The sequence below is a fragment of the Haloferax chudinovii genome, assembly GCF_042663345.1.
In the GTDB taxonomy this organism is placed as follows: domain Archaea; phylum Halobacteriota; class Halobacteria; order Halobacteriales; family Haloferacaceae; genus Haloferax; species Haloferax chudinovii.
The window spans coordinates 513,363-529,878 of sequence record NZ_JBHTAB010000002.1 but is presented as its reverse complement, the minus strand read 5'-3'; the positions used below and the strand labels follow the sequence as shown (position 1 = coordinate 529,878).

Here is a 16,516-nt window from a genome sequence, read left to right as displayed (position 1 = left end):
GCCGAAAACGGTCGGCTTGCCGCTCCGATTCGGTTCCCTGACTCAGTTCTCGGTCAGGAGGCGACGGAGCACGTAGTGGAGGATGCCGCCGTTTTCGACGTACGTCACCGCGGCGGGGGTGCCGACCTGCGCGGTCACGTCGAACTCGATTTCGGTCCCGTCGGCCGTCGTGGCGACGACAGTCAGTTCGTCGTTGACTTCGAGGCCGTCGTCGAGGCCGCGGATGTCGAACTGCTCGGAGCCGTCGAGGCCGAGCGACTCCCACGAGTCGCCGTCTTCGAACTGGAGCGGGAGGACGCCCATGCCGACGAGGTTGTCGCGGTAGATGCGCTCGTAGCTCTCGGCGATGGTCGCGCGCACGCCGAGGAGGTCCGACCCCTTCGCCGCCCAGTCGCGGCTGGAGCCGGTCCCGAACTCGACGCCCGAGAGGACGACGAGCGGGGTTCCCTCCTCGCGGTAGCGCCGGCTGGCCTCGAAGACGGTCGTCTCCTCGCCCGTCGGGTGGTGAATCGTGTAGCCGCCCTCCACGTCGTCGAGCATCTGGTTCTCGATGCGGACGTTGGCGAACGTCCCGCGCATCATCACCTCGTGGTTGCCGCGGCGGGAGCCGTAGGTGTTGAAGTCCACGGGGTCGACGCCGTGGTCCACGAGCCACTGGCCGGCCGGGAGCGTGGACCCGAACGGCCCGGCGGGGCTTATGTGGTCGGTCGTCACCGTGTCGCCGAGCGTCAGGAGACAGCGGGCGTCTTCGATGTCGGAGACGCCGGGCGCTTCCAGTGGGAAGTCCGTGAAGAACGGCGGCTCGCGGATGTAGGTCGAGTCGTCGTCCCAGTCGTACACGTCGCCGGTCGGCGCTTCGAGCGCCTTCCAGCGCTCGTCGCCCTCGAACACCTCGGCGTACTTCTCGCGGAACATCGACGGGTCGACGCTGTCGTGGATGGTCTCCCGTATCTCGTCGGCGTCCGGCCAGATGTCGGCGAGATAGACGGCGTTCCCCTCGTCGTCGGTGCCGAGCGGGTCGGTCTCGAGGTCGATGTCCATCCGCCCGGCGAGGCCGTAGGCGACGACCAGCGGCGGGCTGGCGAGGTAGTTCGCGCGAATCTTCGGGTGGATGCGCGCCTCGAAGTTGCGGTTACCGCTGAGGACGCTCGTCGTCCACAGGCCGTGTTCGTCGATGGCGTTCTCGATTGGTTCCGGGAGCGGCCCGGCGTTGCCGATACAGGTGGTACAGCCGTAGCCGACCACGTCGTAGCCGAGCGCTTCGAGGTGCGGGAGCAGGTCGGCCTTCTTCAGATACTCCGTGACGACGCGGCTCCCCGGCGCGAGGCTCGTCTTGACGTACTTGGGCACGTCGAGGCCCTTCTCCAGCGCGTTGCGCGCGAGGAGGCCCGCGGCGACCATGACCGAGGGGTTCGAGGTGTTCGTACAGGACGTGATGGCGCTGACGACGACGCTCCCGTGGCCGATTTCGACCGTCTCGCCGCCGAGGTCGACCTCGACGCGTTTCGTCAGTTCGCCGAGGTCGGGTTCTTCGGGTGCCGCCTCGGGCGTCTCGGTCAGCGTCCCGCCGTCGCCCGCGAGTTCGCCGTCGCCGCCGTCGCCTCCCTCACCGAGCCAGCGGGCGATTGCCTCCTCGTCGACGTCGTCGACGACCTCCTCGAACTCGCCGTGGAGCAGTTTCCGGAAGTGCGTCTTCATGTCGCCCATGGCGACGCGGTCCTGCGGGCGCTTCGGCCCGGCGAGGCTCGGCTCGACGGCGGAGAGGTCGACTTCGACCGTCTCCGTGTACTCGGGATGTTGCTCGCCGAACAGCCCCTGCGATTCGAGGTACTCGCGGACGAGTTCGATGTGCTCCGGTTCGCGGCCCGTGAGTTCGAGGTAGTCGAGCGTCGCCTCGTCGACCGGGAAGACGCTGATAGTCGACCCCTGTTCGGGGGCCATGTTGGAGATGGTCGCGCGGTCGGGGACAGACAGGTTCCCCACGCCGGGGCCGAAGAACTCGACGAACCGGTCGACGACGCCGACCTCGCGGAGCTGTTCGGTGACGTGCAACACGAGGTCGGTCGCGGTCGCGCCCTCCGGCAGTTCGCCGTCGAGTCTGACGCCGACGACCTCGGGGAGTTTCATCGTGATGGGCTGGCCGAGCATCGCCGCCTCGGCCTCGATGCCGCCGACGCCCCAGCCGACGACGCCGATGCCGCCGATCATGGGCGTGTGGCTGTCGGTGCCGACGAGCGTGTCGGGGAGGAGCCAGCGGTCGCCGCGCCACTCGCGGTCGTGGACGACGCGCCCGAGGTGTTCGAGGTTCACCTGGTGGACGATGCCCGTCCCCGGCGGGACGACGCTGAAGTTGTCGAAGGCGTTCTGCGCCCACTTGAGCGCCTTGTAGCGCTCGGCGTTTCGCTCGTACTCCAACTCGACGTTCTTCTCGTAGGCGTCGGACGAGCCGAAGAAGTCGACCTGCACGCTGTGGTCGATGACGAGGTCACAGGGCACCTCGGGCTCGACGAGTTTCGGGTCCTTGCCGGCGCGGTCGGCCGCCGACCGGAGCGCCGCGAGGTCGACGACCGCGGGCACGCCCGTCAGGTCCTGTAGCACCACGCGAGACGGCGTGAAGGGAACCTCGACGTTCGGCACGTCCGGCTCCCACGAGGCGGCGTTCCGCACGTCGTCTTCGGTGACGATGTCGCCGTCGACGTTTCGCAGTACGGACTCCAACAGGATGCGGATGCTCACCGGGAGTTTGTCGAGTTCGCAGAGGCCCTGTTCTTCCAGCACGGTCAGGTCCGCCATCTTGTACGTGGTTCCGTCGTGTTCGAACTCACGGACGGCGTCCAGCGTCTCTCTATCACTCATAGTCGACCGTTAGGGTCTCCGGCGGCTTGAATACGAGACTCGTTCTCACGGCGTCGGAATCGAGGCGAACGGAGGGACAGAACGGTCGCAGTCGGAATATCGGTCGGCCGCCGCCGCGGCTCACGGAGACCGTGGGTGGGACTTTCCGAGTTCGCCCGCGACGATGACGCCGCCGTGTTCGAGAAGCGAGTACGAACAGTCCCAACAGCTGTACCGCAGGTCGTGACCGCGGGCGACGGTCACGTCGGCGCGCTCGCCACAGCGGTAACAGGTCCGGTGGTCCGCCGGGTGGATGACGCGCATCGCCCTCGGGCTACTCCTCCGGGACGCCCGCGACCCCGACGAACTCGTTGACCTCGTCTTGGACGTACCGGCGGACGCGCTCGCAGTAGTCCCACAGGAGGTCGTTGAACTGCTCGCGCTCCGGTTCGGTCAGGTTCTCGCCGCCCCGCGACCACGACGCCGGAATCTCGGGGTGGCGGGTGCAGACGACCGAAATCGGGTGGTTCTTCGGATGTCCCATGACGGCGGCGTACTCGTCTGTGCCCCAGAGCCCGTCGTCGCCGCCGCCCGCGAGTTCCGCGTCCACCTCGTCGAGAAGCTGTCGCTCCTCGGCCGTGACGGCGGCGTCGTCCCCGACGAACAGCTCGCGGTACGCCCGGTCGCGGGCCGTGTACGTCCATCCATCGAGTCGCTCTCGCGCCTGTCGGAGGAGTCGTCTGTCGGCTTCCATGCGTACCAAGAGGTGCGCCGGGGTGATAGGCGTAGGCCCGCCCCGTCCGGGCGGCGGCGCTCACTCTCGCGCCGCGGTCAGTTTCTCCCGGAGACGGTCCGGGTCGACGCGGAATTTGAACGCGGGCCGGCCGTCGACGTAGACGTACGGCACGCGCTCGCCGTACGTCTCGCGGAGTTCGTCGTCGGTGTCGACGTTCACGAGGTCGATATCGACAGGCACGCTCGCCTCCGCGGCGACGTCGCGGACGGTCGCTTCGGCCTCGTCGCAGAGGTGACACTCCGTGCGCGTGTAGATGACGATGGGGACGGCGTCGCTCATCGCCCGATGTCGCCGCCGCGGCCTGTTGAGTCTTCTCGTCGGCGTCGTCTCCGGCGGCGTTCGTCCCGAGACGTCAGTCCTCGACGATGCCCGTGAACTCGTCGACCGGCATCACCGAGTAGTCGACGCTCAGGGTGTCGCGGGTCGCGCGAATCTTCCCGACGAACGTCGAGATGTCCGAGAGCTGTCCTTCGAGGACGAACAGCTCCATGCAGTAGTGGTTGCCGACGTGGTTGTGGAAGTTCGACTTCACGAGGCCCTCGTACTCGTGTCGCAGGCCCATCATCCGCTCTTCGACGGCGGTCGTCTCGTAGTCGAAGATGACGGTCACGACGGCCATCAGCTCGCGGTCTTCGAGCTTCTTGTCCTCGAACTCGCCGAGGAGGTTCCGGGCGGCCTCCCTGACGACTTCGCTTCGCCCCGTGTAGCCGTGTTCGCCGGCGAACGAGTCGATGCGTTCCAGAAGCTCCTCCGGCATGGAGACGCTGACGACGGTCATATATTAACTCCGGCCGGTAATCCTATTAAAGATTCGTATCGCCCCCGAATCGCCTTCACTCACCCCGCGACGGGAGAACAGTAGTTGAAGTATCTATTAGCCGGCGCTCGGCCACTGTCGGTCACCACTCCGCTCCGAAACCGGGGCTGACGTGGGTCCTGTCGGGGGATTCGGCCGTTGTCGCCGTTTTCGATTCCGATACCGGAGGCGAACCGTTGATATAGGAGAAGCGACCAGTCACAAATCGATCGAATCCTCGTATGGCGACAACATCCGAAACCGGGCTCTCTGAGACGCGAATCCACGAGGTACTGAGTAACGACCGCCGGCGGATGGCCATCGAGTTCCTCCAGAACGGCGACCTGACCCTCCGCGAACTCTCGGAGCGCATCGCGGAAGCCGAGACCGGGGAGTCGCCGCCGCCGCGAAACATCCGCCAGAGCGCTTACGTTTCGCTACAGCAGACCCACATCCCGAAGCTCGTCGAACTGGACATCGTGCACTACGACGAGGAGTCGAAGGTCGTCTCGCTGGCCGAGGCGGGCGACGTGACGGTCTACATGGAGGTCGTCCCCGAGGGCGAACTCTCGTGGAGCGAGTACTACGCCGCCCTCGCCGCGCTCGGCGTCGTCCTCATGATTGCCGTCGTCGTCGACGTCCCCGTCATCTCGGCCGTCGGCGCGCCCGGCCTCGCCTCGCTCGTCTTCGCCGTCCTCGGCGGCTCCGCGGTCTACCAGCGGTGGACCCAAGAGAACTGACGCGCTCCGTCGCCCGCTTTTCTGTCGAATCTCTCGTCCCCGGCGCTTCGCAACCGACCCGGTCCTCCGCGACCGACCCGCACGGGCCGCGGACAACGCTCCCGCGTGAGCCACGGCGGTCGGCGTCGGCCCGCGCGATTCGCGGGGCGCGTCAGCAGTAGGTGTCGCGCATCGTCCGCGCGAACAGCCCCTCGCGGTCGAGCGCGATGGCGACGAGGACGAACTCCTCGTCGAGGGGGCGCAAGACGAACACCTCGCGGGGCGCGTCGGTCTCGTCGGTCTCGTCGTCGAGGCGGTCCAAAAGCGGGTCCAGCGGGACGACGCCGTCGCAGAACTCGTCGAACAGGTCGCGCGCGCCGGGCTGTTTCGCGAAGGCGTAGAGCACGGCGTTCGGGTCGCCGTCGGTGCCGTAGGTGACGCGCGAGCCGATGGCCTCGCCGTCGCCGGTCGCCCGCCACGTCTCGCGGGCGGCCTCGAACAGCCCCGTCGCGGCCCCGACGAACCGAAAGCGGGTCCGGTCGCGGACCGTCACGGCCGCAAAGCGCGGGTCGCCGTCCTCCCAGCGCAGGGTGGCCTCGATTTCGTTGCCGGGTTCGAGCGCCGAGACGCGCTCGGCGAGGTCGCCACCGTAGCCGGCCTGCGGCACGTACGTCGGCGAGTAGGCGTCGTCGGCGTCGGTCTGGACGGCCGGGTCGGTCCAGTCGACGCGCTCGTCGGGGAGTTCGAGCAAGAGGAGTTCGTCTCCGTCGCGCGGACTGCGATAGACCCGGAACCGGCCGGCCGTCGTGACCTCCATGCCGACCGCTACCGGACGGACGAAAATACGCCTGCCGGTCGGCCTGCCGGCCGGCCGTCCGGTCGTCGGGACGCCCGTCGGCGTTACCGCGAGATGCCGTCGCCCTCGTCGGCGACGACGCGTTCGACGTCTTCGGGGGTGACGACGGCGATGTCGCCTTCGACGGTCCGCTTGAACGACGCCGTCGCCGAGGCCCACTCCAGCGACTCGGCCACGCTCCCGCCGTCGAGGTGCTTTGCGAGGTAGCCGCCGACGAACGCGTCGCCGGTGCCGATGGCGTCGTAGGTCTCGGCCTCGTAGACGCCCTGTTCGAACACCGCGCCGTCGGACACCGCGAGCGACCCAGCCTCGCCGCGGGTGACGACGACGGTTTCGATACCGTAGTCCTCGGCGAGTCCGCGGGCGACGGATTCGGCGTCGCCGTCGCGCCCGAGGACGGTCGCCGCGTCGCGCTCGGCGGCGAAAAGCAGGTCAATGGAACCGAGCAGGTCGCGGTAGGCCTCGGCCGCCTCGTCGGGCGACCAGAGCTTCGTCCGGTAGTTCAGGTCGAAGGCGGTCGTCGTCCCGGCGTCCCGCGCCGCGTCGAGCACGTCGGCCGTGGTCTCGCGGAGCGTCTCGGAGAGCGCGGGCGTGATGCCGGTCGTGTAGCACACCTCGGCGTCGCGGACGGCGTCGAGGTCGAACTCGCCCGTCTCCAGCGTCGTCACGGCCGCGTCGGCGCGGTCGTAGACGACGTTCGTCGGGCGCGGGGCCGCCCCGTGTTCGAGGTAGTAGACGCCCTGTCGGGAGTCGTCGGCCCAGACGACGCCGTCGGTGTCGACGCCGTGGCTCCGGAGTTCGCCGACGACGCGCCGTCCGAGCGGCGAGTCGGGGAGCTTCGAGAACCACGCGGCGTCCCGTCCGAGTCGGGCGACGGCGACGGCGACGTTCGACTCCGCGCCGCCCGCCTGCACTTCGAGTTCGCGGGCGGTTTCGAGTCGCTCGCCACGCGGCGGCGACAGCCGAAGCATCGTCTCGCCGAAGGTCACGAATTCGGTCATGGGGGCCGTTCGCGGGCGCGATATAAACCTCCGGCGTTGCCGACGAGGCTCGCGCCCGCGGTCGATTCGGCCGCCCTCCCGGCCGGGTCACGCGGCGGTCAACCGTCGGACGAGGTAGATAAACGCGATGGGGATGCTCAGGAACGGAACCGCCACGAGGTAGTACACGGGCGAGGGAACCCAGTCGCTCTCGCGGGCGAGGTCGAGCCGGTCGGCGTGGAGCGCCAGCGGCCCGACGATTACGGCGGCCGCCGTCCCGTAGAGCCGAATCGCCTGCCCGGCCGCGTCGGCCCACGGCGGCACGCTCGGCCCCGTCGCCGCGGTGAAGAGATACGAGACGACGAGCACCAGCGGCCCGAAGCAGATGCCCAGCGCGACCAACGGGTTCATCGCCTCCACCGTCTCGGTGCCCGGACTTGAATCCTCGCCGCGGCTATCGATTCCGAGAACCGGGAGCGGGTGGCGAGACCACCGTGACGAGTCGGCCGCGCCGACCGACCCGCCCGGGCTACTCCTCGCGTCGTCGCCCGCCGTGGCCGGGGTAGTCGCGCTCGAAGCGCGAGGCGATTTCGTCGCGGTCGAACTCGACGATGACCGGACGCCCGTGCGGGCAGGCGTAGGGGTTCTCGCAGTCGTCGAGCGCCGCGAGCAAGTCGAGCACGGAGCCCTCCCGGAGCGACGTGTTACCCGTAATCGAGGGGTAACACGCGAGGTCCGACAGCAGTTCGTCGGCGACGGCGTCGACGGTCTTCCGGCCGCCGTCGACCTCCTCGCGGACGAACGCCGTCAGCGCGTCGCGGAGCAGGCCGGGGTCGAGCGCGGCGTCGAACACCGCCGGCACGGTCCGCACCGAGACGGTCCGCTCGCCGGTTCGCCCGGCGTGGAAGCCCACCTGCGCCAGCGCCTCGCGGTACTCCGCGAACAGCGCCGCCTCGCGCGCGGTGAGTTCGAGTTCGACCGACTCGGCCAGCGCCTGCGTCGGCGTGTCGCCTTCGACCTCGCCCTTCAGGCGCTCGTAGTTCACGCGCTCGTCGGCGGCGTGCTGGTCGACGAGGACCAGCCCCTCGTCGGTCTCGGCGACGATGTAGGTGTCCGCGAGTTGGCCGATGATTCGCATCGGCGGGAGCGAGTCGAACGCCGGCGAGAGGTCCGCCTCCTCGCCCGAGAGGTCGCGCTGGGTCGTCGGCGCGGTACTGCGCGAGGGAGGGCCTCGGGACGCTCTCTCGTCCGCCTCGGATTCGGCCGACGACTCCGCGTCCGGCGTCGGTTCCGACTCGCCTCCGTCGTCGGTCGAAAGCGACGACTGCTCGGTCGTCTCCGGTCCCGGCGCGAGGTCGTACTCGCGGGGCGGCGTCGGCGGCGCGGACGACGGCGTTGAGGTCTGGTCGGGCGACTCGGCGGCTGTTTCGGTGGATGCATCGGCGTCGCCGTCAGCCGGAGTACCGGCGTCGATGCCCGCCTCGCGTTCAGTTGCAGTCGTGGTGTCCGGGTCGGCGTCGTCGGTCGCCGTCGCGTCAGGGTTCGCCCGGGCGTCGGATTCGCGGGCCGCTCGTGACTCCCGAGCCTCCCGCGCCGACTGCACGTCTCGCGCTGACGTGGAGTCCGCGTCTCCCGATTCGTCATCTGGCTCCGCTTCCCGGACCTCGTGGGGGTCCAGTTGGGCGGCGTCGTCACCGTCTGGCGAACCGGGTTCGATGGCCGCCTCGTCGGCTTTCGACCGGCCCCGCGGAGCCGACGACCGGACGAGACCGTTGCTCAAGAGGGCGTCTTCGACCGCCTCGGTCACCTCGCGCTTGACGCCCGCCTCGTCGTCCCAGCGGACCTCCATCTTCCGCGGGTGGACGTTCACGTCCACGGCGTCGGGCGCGACGTCGACGAACAGCACCGCGAAGGGGTAGCGGTCGGCGTCGAGTTGGCCGCCGTAGGCCTCGAGGACGGCCTCGCGGAGCACGCGGTCGGTGACGTAGCGGTCGTTGACGAACGTCGAGAGGTAGTCGCGGGTGCTCCGGGTCGTCTCGGGGTGGCTCACGAGTCCCGAGACGGAGACGCCGGGGGCGTCGTGGTCCACGGGGACCATCGACTCCGCGACCTCGCGGCCGTACACCGAGAGCACGGTCGATTGCAGGTCGCCGCGGCCCTCGGTGGCGAACACCTCGCGGTCGTCGTGTTCGAGCGAGACGGCCACGTCGGGGTTAGCGAGCGCGTAGTGGGTGACGACCGCGTTGACGTGGTCGAACTCGGTCGCCGTCGTCTTGAGGAACTTCCGGCGGGCGGGCGTGTTGTAAAACAGGTCGTCGACCTCGACGACGGTCCCCTCGGGACAGCCGGCGGGTCGAATCGACTCGACCTGGCCGCCCTCGTATTGCAGTTCCGTGCCCACGTCGCCGCCGCGGGGCTTCGACCGGATGGTCAGCCGCGACACCGCGCCGATGGTGTGGAGCGCCTCGCCGCGGAAGCCGAGCGTGCCGACGCCGGCTTCGAGGTCCTCGATGTCGCCGATTTTGCTCGTCGTGTGCTCGCGGACGGCGAGTTCGAGGTCTTCCTCGCTCATGCCGACGCCGTCGTCGCGGATGCGGACGCCCTCCACGCCGCCGGCGTCGACGGCCACGGAGATGCGCGTCGCGTCCGCGTCGAGGCTGTTTTCGAACAGCTCCTTGACGACCGAGGCGGGCCGCTCGACCACCTCGCCGGCGGCGATGCGCTGGACGGTCTTCTCGTCGAGCTGTCTGATGTCGCTCATTCGCCGTCACCGCCGTCCAGTTTCGACTGCCACGCCTGCACCTTCGCCATCAGGTCCAGCGGCGACGTGTCGTTCACGTCGGTCGATTGCAGTTCGTCGAGGACGGCCGCGGTCTCCGGGTCCAGCGCGGGCTCGCCCTCGGCCTCCGCCTCGGTCCCGGCGTCGCCCGTTTCGGACCTCGACTCGACGGCCGCGGCCGCGTCCACCGAGCCGTTGCCCGCCGCGTCGTTGCCAGTCGCGCCGTTCGCGGGCGCGCCAGAGCCGGCCGAACTGCCACCAGACCCGCCAGACCCGCCGGCCTCGGCGACGTTCATCTGCCCGCTTCCCACGTCGAAGACGGCCTGTACCGGCTCCGAACTGCCGGCCCCTTTCGCCTCGATTGCCTTCTCCTCGCGGAGTCGGTCGAGCACGTCGCCGGCGCGGTCGACCACCGGGCGCGGGACGCCCGCGAGGTCGGCGACGTGAATCCCGTAGCTCCGGTCGGTCGGCCCGTCGACGACGGTCCTGAGGAACGTCACGTCGCCGTCGCGCTCGTCGGCCGCGACGTGGACGTTGGCGACGCGGTCGAGGTGGTCCGCGAGGCTCGTCAGCTCGTGGTAGTGCGTGGCGAACAGCGTCTTCGCGCGCACCTCGTTGTGGAGGTACTCGGTGGCCGCCCACGCGATGGAGATGCCGTCGTAGGTGGCGGTCCCGCGGCCCACCTCGTCTAAGATGACGAGCGAGTCCTCGGTCGCCGAGTGGAGGATGTTGCTCAGCTCCTGCATCTCGACCATGAACGTCGAGCGCCCCTGTGCGAGTTCGTCCAGCGCGCCGACGCGTGTGTAGATGCCGTCGACGACGCCGACGGTCGCCGAACGCGCGGGGACGAAGCTCCCCACCTGCGCGAGGAGCGTGATGAGCGCCGCCTGTCGCATATACGTCGATTTGCCGGACATGTTCGGCCCGGTGACGATGAGGAAGCCGCGGTCGTCGTCCATGCGGAGGTCGTTCGGGACGAAGTCCGTCGTCGTCTCCACGACCGGGTGGCGACCGGCCTCGATATCGAGCGCGCCGGCCTCGGTGAGTTCGGGGCGCGTCCACCCGTTGCCGGCGGCGTGGGTCGCGAGCGACGCCAGCGCGTCAACCTCGGCGATGGTCCGGCCCACGTCCTGCAGGAGTTCGGCGCGCCGGGCCACCCGCTCGCGGAGGTCCCCGAACAGTTCGTATTCGAGGTCGCCGCGGGCCTCTTCGAGCCGGAGAATCTCGCGTTCCTTCTCCTCTAACTCCTCGGTGACAAAGCGCTTGGAGTTCTTGAGCGTCTTTATCTGTCGGTAGTGCTCGGGCACTTGGTCGGCGACCGACTTGCCGACCTGGATGTAGTAGCCGTCGGTCTTGTTGCGGTCGACGGTGACGTGCGAGAGGCCGTGGGCCCGCTTCTCGCGGTCGGCGAGCGTGTCGAGCCACGACTTCGCCGACTCGTGGCGCTCGATGAGGTCGTCGAGGTCGTCGTCGTAGCCCTTCCGGAACAACCCGCCTTGGGTGACCGTCTTCGGCGGGTCCTCGGCGAGCGCGTCGGCGAGTTCCGCCCGGAGGTCGGCCGCGGCGTCCCGGTCGGGCCGCGAGACGACCTCCGCGAGCGGAGAGCCCGCGAGCTCGGTCCCCTCGATGGCGTCTGCGAGGTCGGGAAGCACCGAGAGCGTGTCGCGGACCGAAAGCAGGTCTGACGCGCCGGCGCTCCCGGACGCCGACCGGGAGGCGAGCCGTTCGAGGTCGTACGCTCCGTCGAGCACCTCGCGGACGCGCTCGCGGGCGAGGGCCGCCGACGCGAGCGACTCCACGGCGTCGAGGCGGCGGGCGAGTTCGTCGCGGTCGCGTCGCGGGCGGGTCAGCCACTCGCGGAGGAGGCGGCCGCCGGGCGAGGTGACAGTGTGGTCTATCGTGTCGAACAGCGACCCCGAGCGGTCGCCGTGCATCGTCTCCGTGAGTTCGAGGTTGCGCTGGGTGGTCGCGTCGAGTTCGAGCAGGTCCGAGGGGTGGTAGACCTGCAGGCGCGTCATCGACCGGAGGACGCCCGCGCCCGTCTCCTCGACGTAGGCGAGGACGCCGCCGGCGGCGCGGGTCGCGAGGTCGGAGTCGAGGCCGACGCTGTCGACCGTGGACGCGCCGAACTGCTCGCGGACGGCGTGGCGGGCGCGACCCGGCGCGAACGCCTCGGTGGAGAAAAGCGAGAAGGAGGCGTCCGTGGCCTCGCGCAGGCGCGAGAGCGTCTCGTCGTCGCCGCGCAGGTCCGGGCCGGGGAGGACTTCGACGGGGGCGAACCGGTAGAGTTCGGCCGCGGCGTCGTCGACGGTCGCGGCCTCGGTCACGAGGAACTGGCCGGTGGTGATGTCGGCGAACGCGAGGCCGACGCCGTCGCCGTCGGTCACGACGGCCGCGAGGAACTGCGCGTCGGCGCGGGACGTTTCGAGGAGCGTCCCCGGCGTGACGACGCGCTTGATTTCCCGGCGGAGGTCGCCGGACTCGGTCTCGTACTGGTCGGCGACGGCGACCCGGTAGCCGCGCTCGACGAGCGCCTTGAGGTAGGGCGTCAGGTCGTTCAGCGGCACGCCCGCCATCGGGTACGACGACCCGTGCGAGGACTTCTGGGAGACCGTGAGGTCGAGTTCGCGGCCGACCGTCTCGGCGTCGTCGGCGAAGAACTCGTAGAAGTCGCCGCACTGCATGGCGAGCAGGTCGGCGTCGGTCTCCTCTTTCAACGAGAGGAACTGTCCGACGATTCCCTGAGTAGTCATGTCCGCACGTGGGCGGGCCGGCGGATAAAACGCTACGATGCCCCGACCGTCGGGGGTGCGCGCGCCCCGAGACTGCCCCCGGCCAAATGACCCGCTCGGCTGTTTCGTGGTCGCACATTCATATTCCGTGTTCGATGTTGGACAATTCTGTCAAAAATACAGCGTCTGATAATTGGCGGCCCATCATTATATACTGGACTCGTCTCGGGAAATCTGTGACAGCCAGGTACGACAGACGAACGGTTCTCCGCACCGCCGCCGGCGCGGTGGGGCTCGGCTCGCTGTCCGGGTGCGTGGGGACGTTCGGAACGGAGTCCGGGGAGCCCGTTCGCTTCGGGGCGATGTTGCCCGTCAGCGGGTCGCTGGAGCAGGTCGGAACGCACGGCAAGCGCGCCGCCGAGCAGGCGGTCGAGGACGTCAACCGGGCGGGCGGCGTGCTCGGGCGGCCGGTCGAACTGACCACCGTGGACACCGAGGGGTCCGTGTCGGTCGCGACCGACGGTTACGCCTCGCTGGCCGACGCGGGCGTCGTCGGCTTCGTCGGCGGCCTCGTCAGCGACGTGTCGCTCGCGCTCGCCCCCGAGGCGGCCGACGACGCCGTCATGGAGATGTCCCCGGCGAGCACGAACCCGCGGCTCTCGGACGCCGGGCGAGCCGACGGCCGGAAGTTCTTCGGCCGGACCGTCCCGAGCGACAGCCTGCAGGCGACCGCGATGGCGAAGATTCTCGACGCGCCGCAGTACGCCGACGCCGACCGGGTCGCCCTCCTCACCGTCGACGGGGCTTTCGGCTCCGACCTCGGCACCGCACTCGGCGACCAGCTCGACGCGGAGGTCGTCACCGAGGTCAGCTACGACCCGGGCGCGGAGGAGTTCGGCGGCGTCGTCGACGAGACGTTCGCCGACTCGCCCGACGCGGTCGGCTTCGTCAGCGTCCCCGGACAGGAGGGAGGCGTCCTCGACGCCTACGGCGCGTCTGACTACGAGGCCCCGTGGGTCTTTTCCGCGGGCATGTTCGACGGCGAGATTCCGCCCTACTACGAGGGCTTCTACAGCGCCTCGCTGTCGTCGGTTCGGACGGACGGCTACTTCCACCTCACCCAGCGGCTCTCCGACATCGCGCCGCTCCAGCCCTACGCGGCGAACGCCTACGACGCTCTGTTCCTCATGGCGACGGCGGCGGAGTACGCCGGCGAGGCGTCGGGTCCGGCCATCGCCGACGCCCTGCAGGCCGTCTCGGGCGGGACCGGACACACCGTCTCTGTCGGCGAGTTCGACCGGGTTCGGACCCTCGTCGACGCCGGCCGCGAACTGAACTATCAGGGCGCGTCGAGCGGGGTCGACCTCACGGCCGCGCTCGAACCGCTGAGTTCGTACCTCGTCGAGCGCGTCCGCAACGGCTCGGTCGAGCAGGTCGAACTCCTCCAGCGCCAGTTCTTCGAGTCCCGAGGTGGACAATGAACCCGTTTTCGCGGCTGACGAGCCTCCTCGAACGGGCGCTTCCGAACGTGATTCGACGGCGCTACGCGGCGAAGTTCGGGGTCGTGCTCCTCCTCATCGTGGTCGTCATGGGCGGCGCGGGCGCGTACATCCACTTCGACACCAAGTCGGTCGTCGAGTCGCAGACCGAGTCGCAGATTCGCGGCGCGGCGTCGACGGAGGCCAAGTCGGTCTCCGACTGGGCGGCCTCGAAGGAGTCGACCGTCTCGTTCCTCGCCGAGTCGCTCGCGGACCAACCGGCGGGCACTCCGCCTGCCGACCACCAGCGGTGGCTCGAAGGGAAACTCATCCAACTCTCGGGAGACGTTCGCTCGCTCCACTACGTCGACGCCGACACCGGCGCGGTCGTCGCCAGTACGACCGACAGCGCGACCGGGCAGTCGCTCGACTCGCTGTCCGCGCCGTGGGCCGACGACGCCGCGGCGCTGGCGTCGGGCCAGTCCGTGACCGTCTCCGCGCCCTACGAGTCCGGCGGCGAACCGGTCGTCGCGTTCGCCGCGCCAGTGTCCGGAGCCAACGGCGCAGTCGTCCTGACGGCGTCGCTCGAAGCGGGCTCCCACCAGTTCGAATCGCCCTACGCGACCGGCGACACCAAGGTCGTCTCCGAGTCGGGAACCATCCTGTTCGACAACCGCAAGGCGTCCATCCTCGACGAGTACGCGGCCACCGATGGCTCGTCCATCGAGGCCATCGACGCCGCGCTATCGGGGCAGACCGGCTACGAGGTCGTCTCCGCCCGCACGGGCATGGAGCCCGGCGATTACGCGATGGCGTACGCGCCCATCACCGGCACCGACTGGGTGCTCACCTACCACGTCCCGGCCGACCGGGCGTTCGCGCTCCAGTCGCAGGTGACGACGAACGTGATGCTCCTCGTCGCCTTCGCCGTCGGCGCGCTGTTCCTCGTCGGCGCGACCATCGGCCGCGGCACCGCGCGGTCCCTCTCGGTCGTCGCCCGCAACGCCGACGATATCGCCAACGGCGAGGTCGACGGCGACCTCCCGAACACCGCCCGCATCGACGAGATGGGTCGGCTGTACGACTCCTTCGAGTCGATGCAGACGTACCTGACGACCGTCGCCGGGCAGGCCGAAGCGCTCGCGGACAAGCGCTTCGACGACCCCGTCCTCGACGAGGACATCCCGGGGTCGTTCGGCGAGTCGATGGGCCAGACGCACACGGAACTGGAAGCGCTCATCACCGAACTCGAAGCGAAGGCCGCCGAGTTCAGCGAGACGATGGCCGACGCCGCCGACGGCGACCTCACGCGCCGGATGTCGGAGGACGCCGACAACGACGCGATGAACGAGATGGCGCGGTCGTTCAACGACATGGCCGACGAGCTCGAAGCGACCGTCGCGGAGGTCGTCGAGTTCGCCGAGACCGTCGCCGCGGCCAGTCAGGAGGTCACCGCGAGTTCTCAGGAGATAGAGCGCGCGAGTCGACAGGTCAGCGAGTCCACGCAGGTCATGGCCGAGGGCGCGCACGAACAGCGCGAGAACCTCCGGCAGACGACGGGCGAGACGAGCAACCTCTCTGCGACCATCGAGGAGGTCGCCTCCTCGGCGAGCGAACTCGAACGCACGGCCCAACACACCCTCGAAGCGAGCGAGGACGGCCACGAGGCGGCCGCCAACGCCATCGACACCATCGAGACCGTCGAGACCCAGACCAGCCGGACGGTCGACCGCATCGAGGACCTCGAAGGCGACATGGCCGAAATCGGCGACATCGTCGAACTCATCACCGACATCGCGGAGCAGACGAACATCCTCGCGCTCAACGCGAACATCGAGGCCGCTCGCGCGGGCGAGGCCGGCGAGGGTTTCTCGGTCGTCGCCAACGAGGTCAAGGAACTCGCCGGTGAGACCAAGGCCTCCGCCGAGGAAATCGAGGCGACCATCGAGGAGGTTCAAGCGAAGTCCGCGGCGTCCGTCTCCGAGATGCGCGAGACCCGCGACGCCGTCGACTCCGGCGTCGACGCGGTCCAGACCGCCCGCGACTCGCTGGACACCATCGTCGAGAACGTCCGCGAGACGACCGACGGCGTCGACGAAATCAGCCGGACCACCGACGAGCAGGCCGCCTCGACCGAGGAGGTCGCGTCGATGATGGACCGCGTCTCCGATATCAGCGACGAGACCGCCGAGCGCGCCGAGTCGGTCGCGGCCGCGGCCGAACAACAGACCGCCTCGCTCAGCGAGGTCTCCGACGGCGCGGACCGCCTCGCCACCCAGTCCGAGCGGCTGATGTCGCTCGTCTCCGAGTTCACCGTCGACCACGACGCCGCGGACCGCGACGGCGCGCTCGCCGACTCTGACGGCGCTTCGGTCGCCGAACTCGACGCGCCGACGACCGACGGCGGACGCGACGACGACACCGACCGCTCTGCCGACGACCGTTCCGCCCGAATCGACTGACGCCGCGACCGCTCCGCCAAAGCGCGGTTTCGCAACCGTCTGAGCCGCTGTCCCCAGACTCGGTCCTTCCACCCTCGTTTCGG

At 69.5% G+C, this 16,516-nt stretch carries 13 protein-coding genes; 3 read left to right on the top strand and 10 right to left on the bottom strand.

Going from position 1 to position 16,516, the window contains the following annotated elements; genetic code table 11:
* Nucleotides 1-42: 42 nt before the first annotated feature.
* The 5 genes from ACFQI8_RS06905 to ACFQI8_RS06885 form a co-directional block, all read right to left on the bottom strand.
* Nucleotides 43-2,856 carry an aconitate hydratase gene (locus tag ACFQI8_RS06905; RefSeq protein WP_390243631.1) on the bottom strand — a complete coding sequence of 938 codons (2,814 nt, stop codon included), beginning with the start codon at nt 2,854-2,856 and terminating at the stop codon, nt 43-45.
* 120 nt (nt 2,857-2,976) lie between these two features.
* Nucleotides 2,977-3,159: a hypothetical protein gene (locus tag ACFQI8_RS06900; RefSeq protein ID WP_390243630.1), complete on the bottom strand. Its 183-nt coding sequence runs from the start codon at nt 3,157-3,159 to the stop codon at nt 2,977-2,979.
* 10 nt (nt 3,160-3,169) lie between these two features.
* Nucleotides 3,170-3,589 (bottom strand): DUF7539 family protein, encoded by a 420-nt coding sequence (locus tag ACFQI8_RS06895; protein ID WP_390243629.1) that lies wholly within the window; start codon nt 3,587-3,589, stop codon nt 3,170-3,172.
* A gap of 60 nt (nt 3,590-3,649) precedes the next feature.
* Nucleotides 3,650-3,910, bottom strand: coding sequence for a glutaredoxin family protein (locus ACFQI8_RS06890; RefSeq protein WP_390243628.1), 261 nt, complete (start codon nt 3,908-3,910; stop codon nt 3,650-3,652).
* A gap of 73 nt (nt 3,911-3,983) precedes the next feature.
* Entirely contained in the window at nt 3,984-4,409 is a 426-nt protein-coding gene (locus ACFQI8_RS06885) for a CopG family ribbon-helix-helix protein (RefSeq protein WP_004970423.1), read from the bottom strand.
* A 260-nt stretch (nt 4,410-4,669) separates the two neighbouring features.
* Here ACFQI8_RS06885 and ACFQI8_RS06880 point away from each other — a divergent pair, with 260 nt between their 5' ends.
* Nucleotides 4,670-5,167: a DUF7344 domain-containing protein gene (locus tag ACFQI8_RS06880; protein ID WP_390243627.1), complete on the top strand. Its 498-nt coding sequence runs from the start codon at nt 4,670-4,672 to the stop codon at nt 5,165-5,167.
* 151 nt (nt 5,168-5,318) lie between these two features.
* On the opposite strand, the gene ACFQI8_RS06875 is transcribed toward ACFQI8_RS06880, so the two are convergent.
* The 5 genes from ACFQI8_RS06875 to mutS form a co-directional block, all read right to left on the bottom strand.
* On the bottom strand, nt 5,319-5,963 hold the full coding sequence (locus ACFQI8_RS06875) for a DUF6663 family protein (protein WP_390243626.1): 645 nt from the start codon (nt 5,961-5,963) through the stop codon (nt 5,319-5,321).
* 83 nt (nt 5,964-6,046) lie between these two features.
* Nucleotides 6,047-7,003, bottom strand: coding sequence for a bifunctional 2-dehydro-3-deoxygluconokinase/2-dehydro-3-deoxygalactonokinase (gene kdgK1 / locus ACFQI8_RS06870; RefSeq protein ID WP_390243625.1), 957 nt, complete (start codon nt 7,001-7,003; stop codon nt 6,047-6,049).
* Nucleotides 7,004-7,090: 87 nt separating this feature from the next.
* Nucleotides 7,091-7,393 (bottom strand): hypothetical protein, encoded by a 303-nt coding sequence (locus ACFQI8_RS06865; protein WP_390243623.1) that lies wholly within the window; start codon nt 7,391-7,393, stop codon nt 7,091-7,093.
* Nucleotides 7,394-7,511: 118 nt separating this feature from the next.
* Entirely contained in the window at nt 7,512-9,743 is a 2,232-nt protein-coding gene (mutL, locus tag ACFQI8_RS06860) for a DNA mismatch repair endonuclease MutL (protein WP_390243622.1), read from the bottom strand.
* Nucleotides 9,740-12,514 (bottom strand): DNA mismatch repair protein MutS, encoded by a 2,775-nt coding sequence (gene mutS, locus ACFQI8_RS06855; protein ID WP_390243621.1) that lies wholly within the window; start codon nt 12,512-12,514, stop codon nt 9,740-9,742. Before mutS ends, mutL begins: the two co-directional genes overlap by 4 nt.
* 281 nt (nt 12,515-12,795) lie before the next feature.
* On the opposite strand from mutS, the gene ACFQI8_RS06850 reads away from it, so the two are divergent.
* Together ACFQI8_RS06850 and ACFQI8_RS06845 are read left to right on the top strand one after the other, a co-directional pair.
* Nucleotides 12,796-13,974 (top strand): ABC transporter substrate-binding protein, encoded by a 1,179-nt coding sequence (locus ACFQI8_RS06850; RefSeq protein WP_390243759.1) that lies wholly within the window; start codon nt 12,796-12,798, stop codon nt 13,972-13,974.
* Entirely contained in the window at nt 13,971-16,433 is a 2,463-nt protein-coding gene (locus ACFQI8_RS06845; RefSeq protein WP_390243619.1) for a methyl-accepting chemotaxis protein, read from the top strand. Before ACFQI8_RS06850 ends, ACFQI8_RS06845 begins: the two co-directional genes overlap by 4 nt.
* Nucleotides 16,434-16,516: the final 83 nt, after the last annotated feature.

What these genes read in the sequence shown, in the direction of transcription:
- mutL (WP_390243622.1), bottom strand. Translation starts at nt 9,743, where the DNA reads ATGAGCGACATCAGACAGCTCGACGAGAAGACCGTCCAGCGCATCGCC.
- ACFQI8_RS06845 (WP_390243619.1), top strand. Translation starts at nt 13,971, where the DNA reads ATGAACCCGTTTTCGCGGCTGACGAGCCTCCTCGAACGGGCGCTTCCG.
- ACFQI8_RS06885 (WP_004970423.1), bottom strand. Translation starts at nt 4,409, where the DNA reads ATGACCGTCGTCAGCGTCTCCATGCCGGAGGAGCTTCTGGAACGCATC.
- mutS (WP_390243621.1), bottom strand. Translation starts at nt 12,514, where the DNA reads ATGACTACTCAGGGAATCGTCGGACAGTTCCTCTCGTTGAAAGAGGAG.
- ACFQI8_RS06895 (WP_390243629.1), bottom strand. Translation starts at nt 3,589, where the DNA reads ATGGAAGCCGACAGACGACTCCTCCGACAGGCGCGAGAGCGACTCGAT.
- ACFQI8_RS06880 (WP_390243627.1), top strand. Translation starts at nt 4,670, where the DNA reads ATGGCGACAACATCCGAAACCGGGCTCTCTGAGACGCGAATCCACGAG.
- ACFQI8_RS06875 (WP_390243626.1), bottom strand. Translation starts at nt 5,963, where the DNA reads ATGGAGGTCACGACGGCCGGCCGGTTCCGGGTCTATCGCAGTCCGCGC.
- ACFQI8_RS06900 (WP_390243630.1), bottom strand. Translation starts at nt 3,159, where the DNA reads ATGCGCGTCATCCACCCGGCGGACCACCGGACCTGTTACCGCTGTGGC.
- ACFQI8_RS06865 (WP_390243623.1), bottom strand. Translation starts at nt 7,393, where the DNA reads ATGAACCCGTTGGTCGCGCTGGGCATCTGCTTCGGGCCGCTGGTGCTC.
- kdgK1 (WP_390243625.1), bottom strand. Translation starts at nt 7,003, where the DNA reads ATGACCGAATTCGTGACCTTCGGCGAGACGATGCTTCGGCTGTCGCCG.
- ACFQI8_RS06905 (WP_390243631.1), bottom strand. Translation starts at nt 2,856, where the DNA reads ATGAGTGATAGAGAGACGCTGGACGCCGTCCGTGAGTTCGAACACGAC.
- ACFQI8_RS06890 (WP_390243628.1), bottom strand. Translation starts at nt 3,910, where the DNA reads ATGAGCGACGCCGTCCCCATCGTCATCTACACGCGCACGGAGTGTCAC.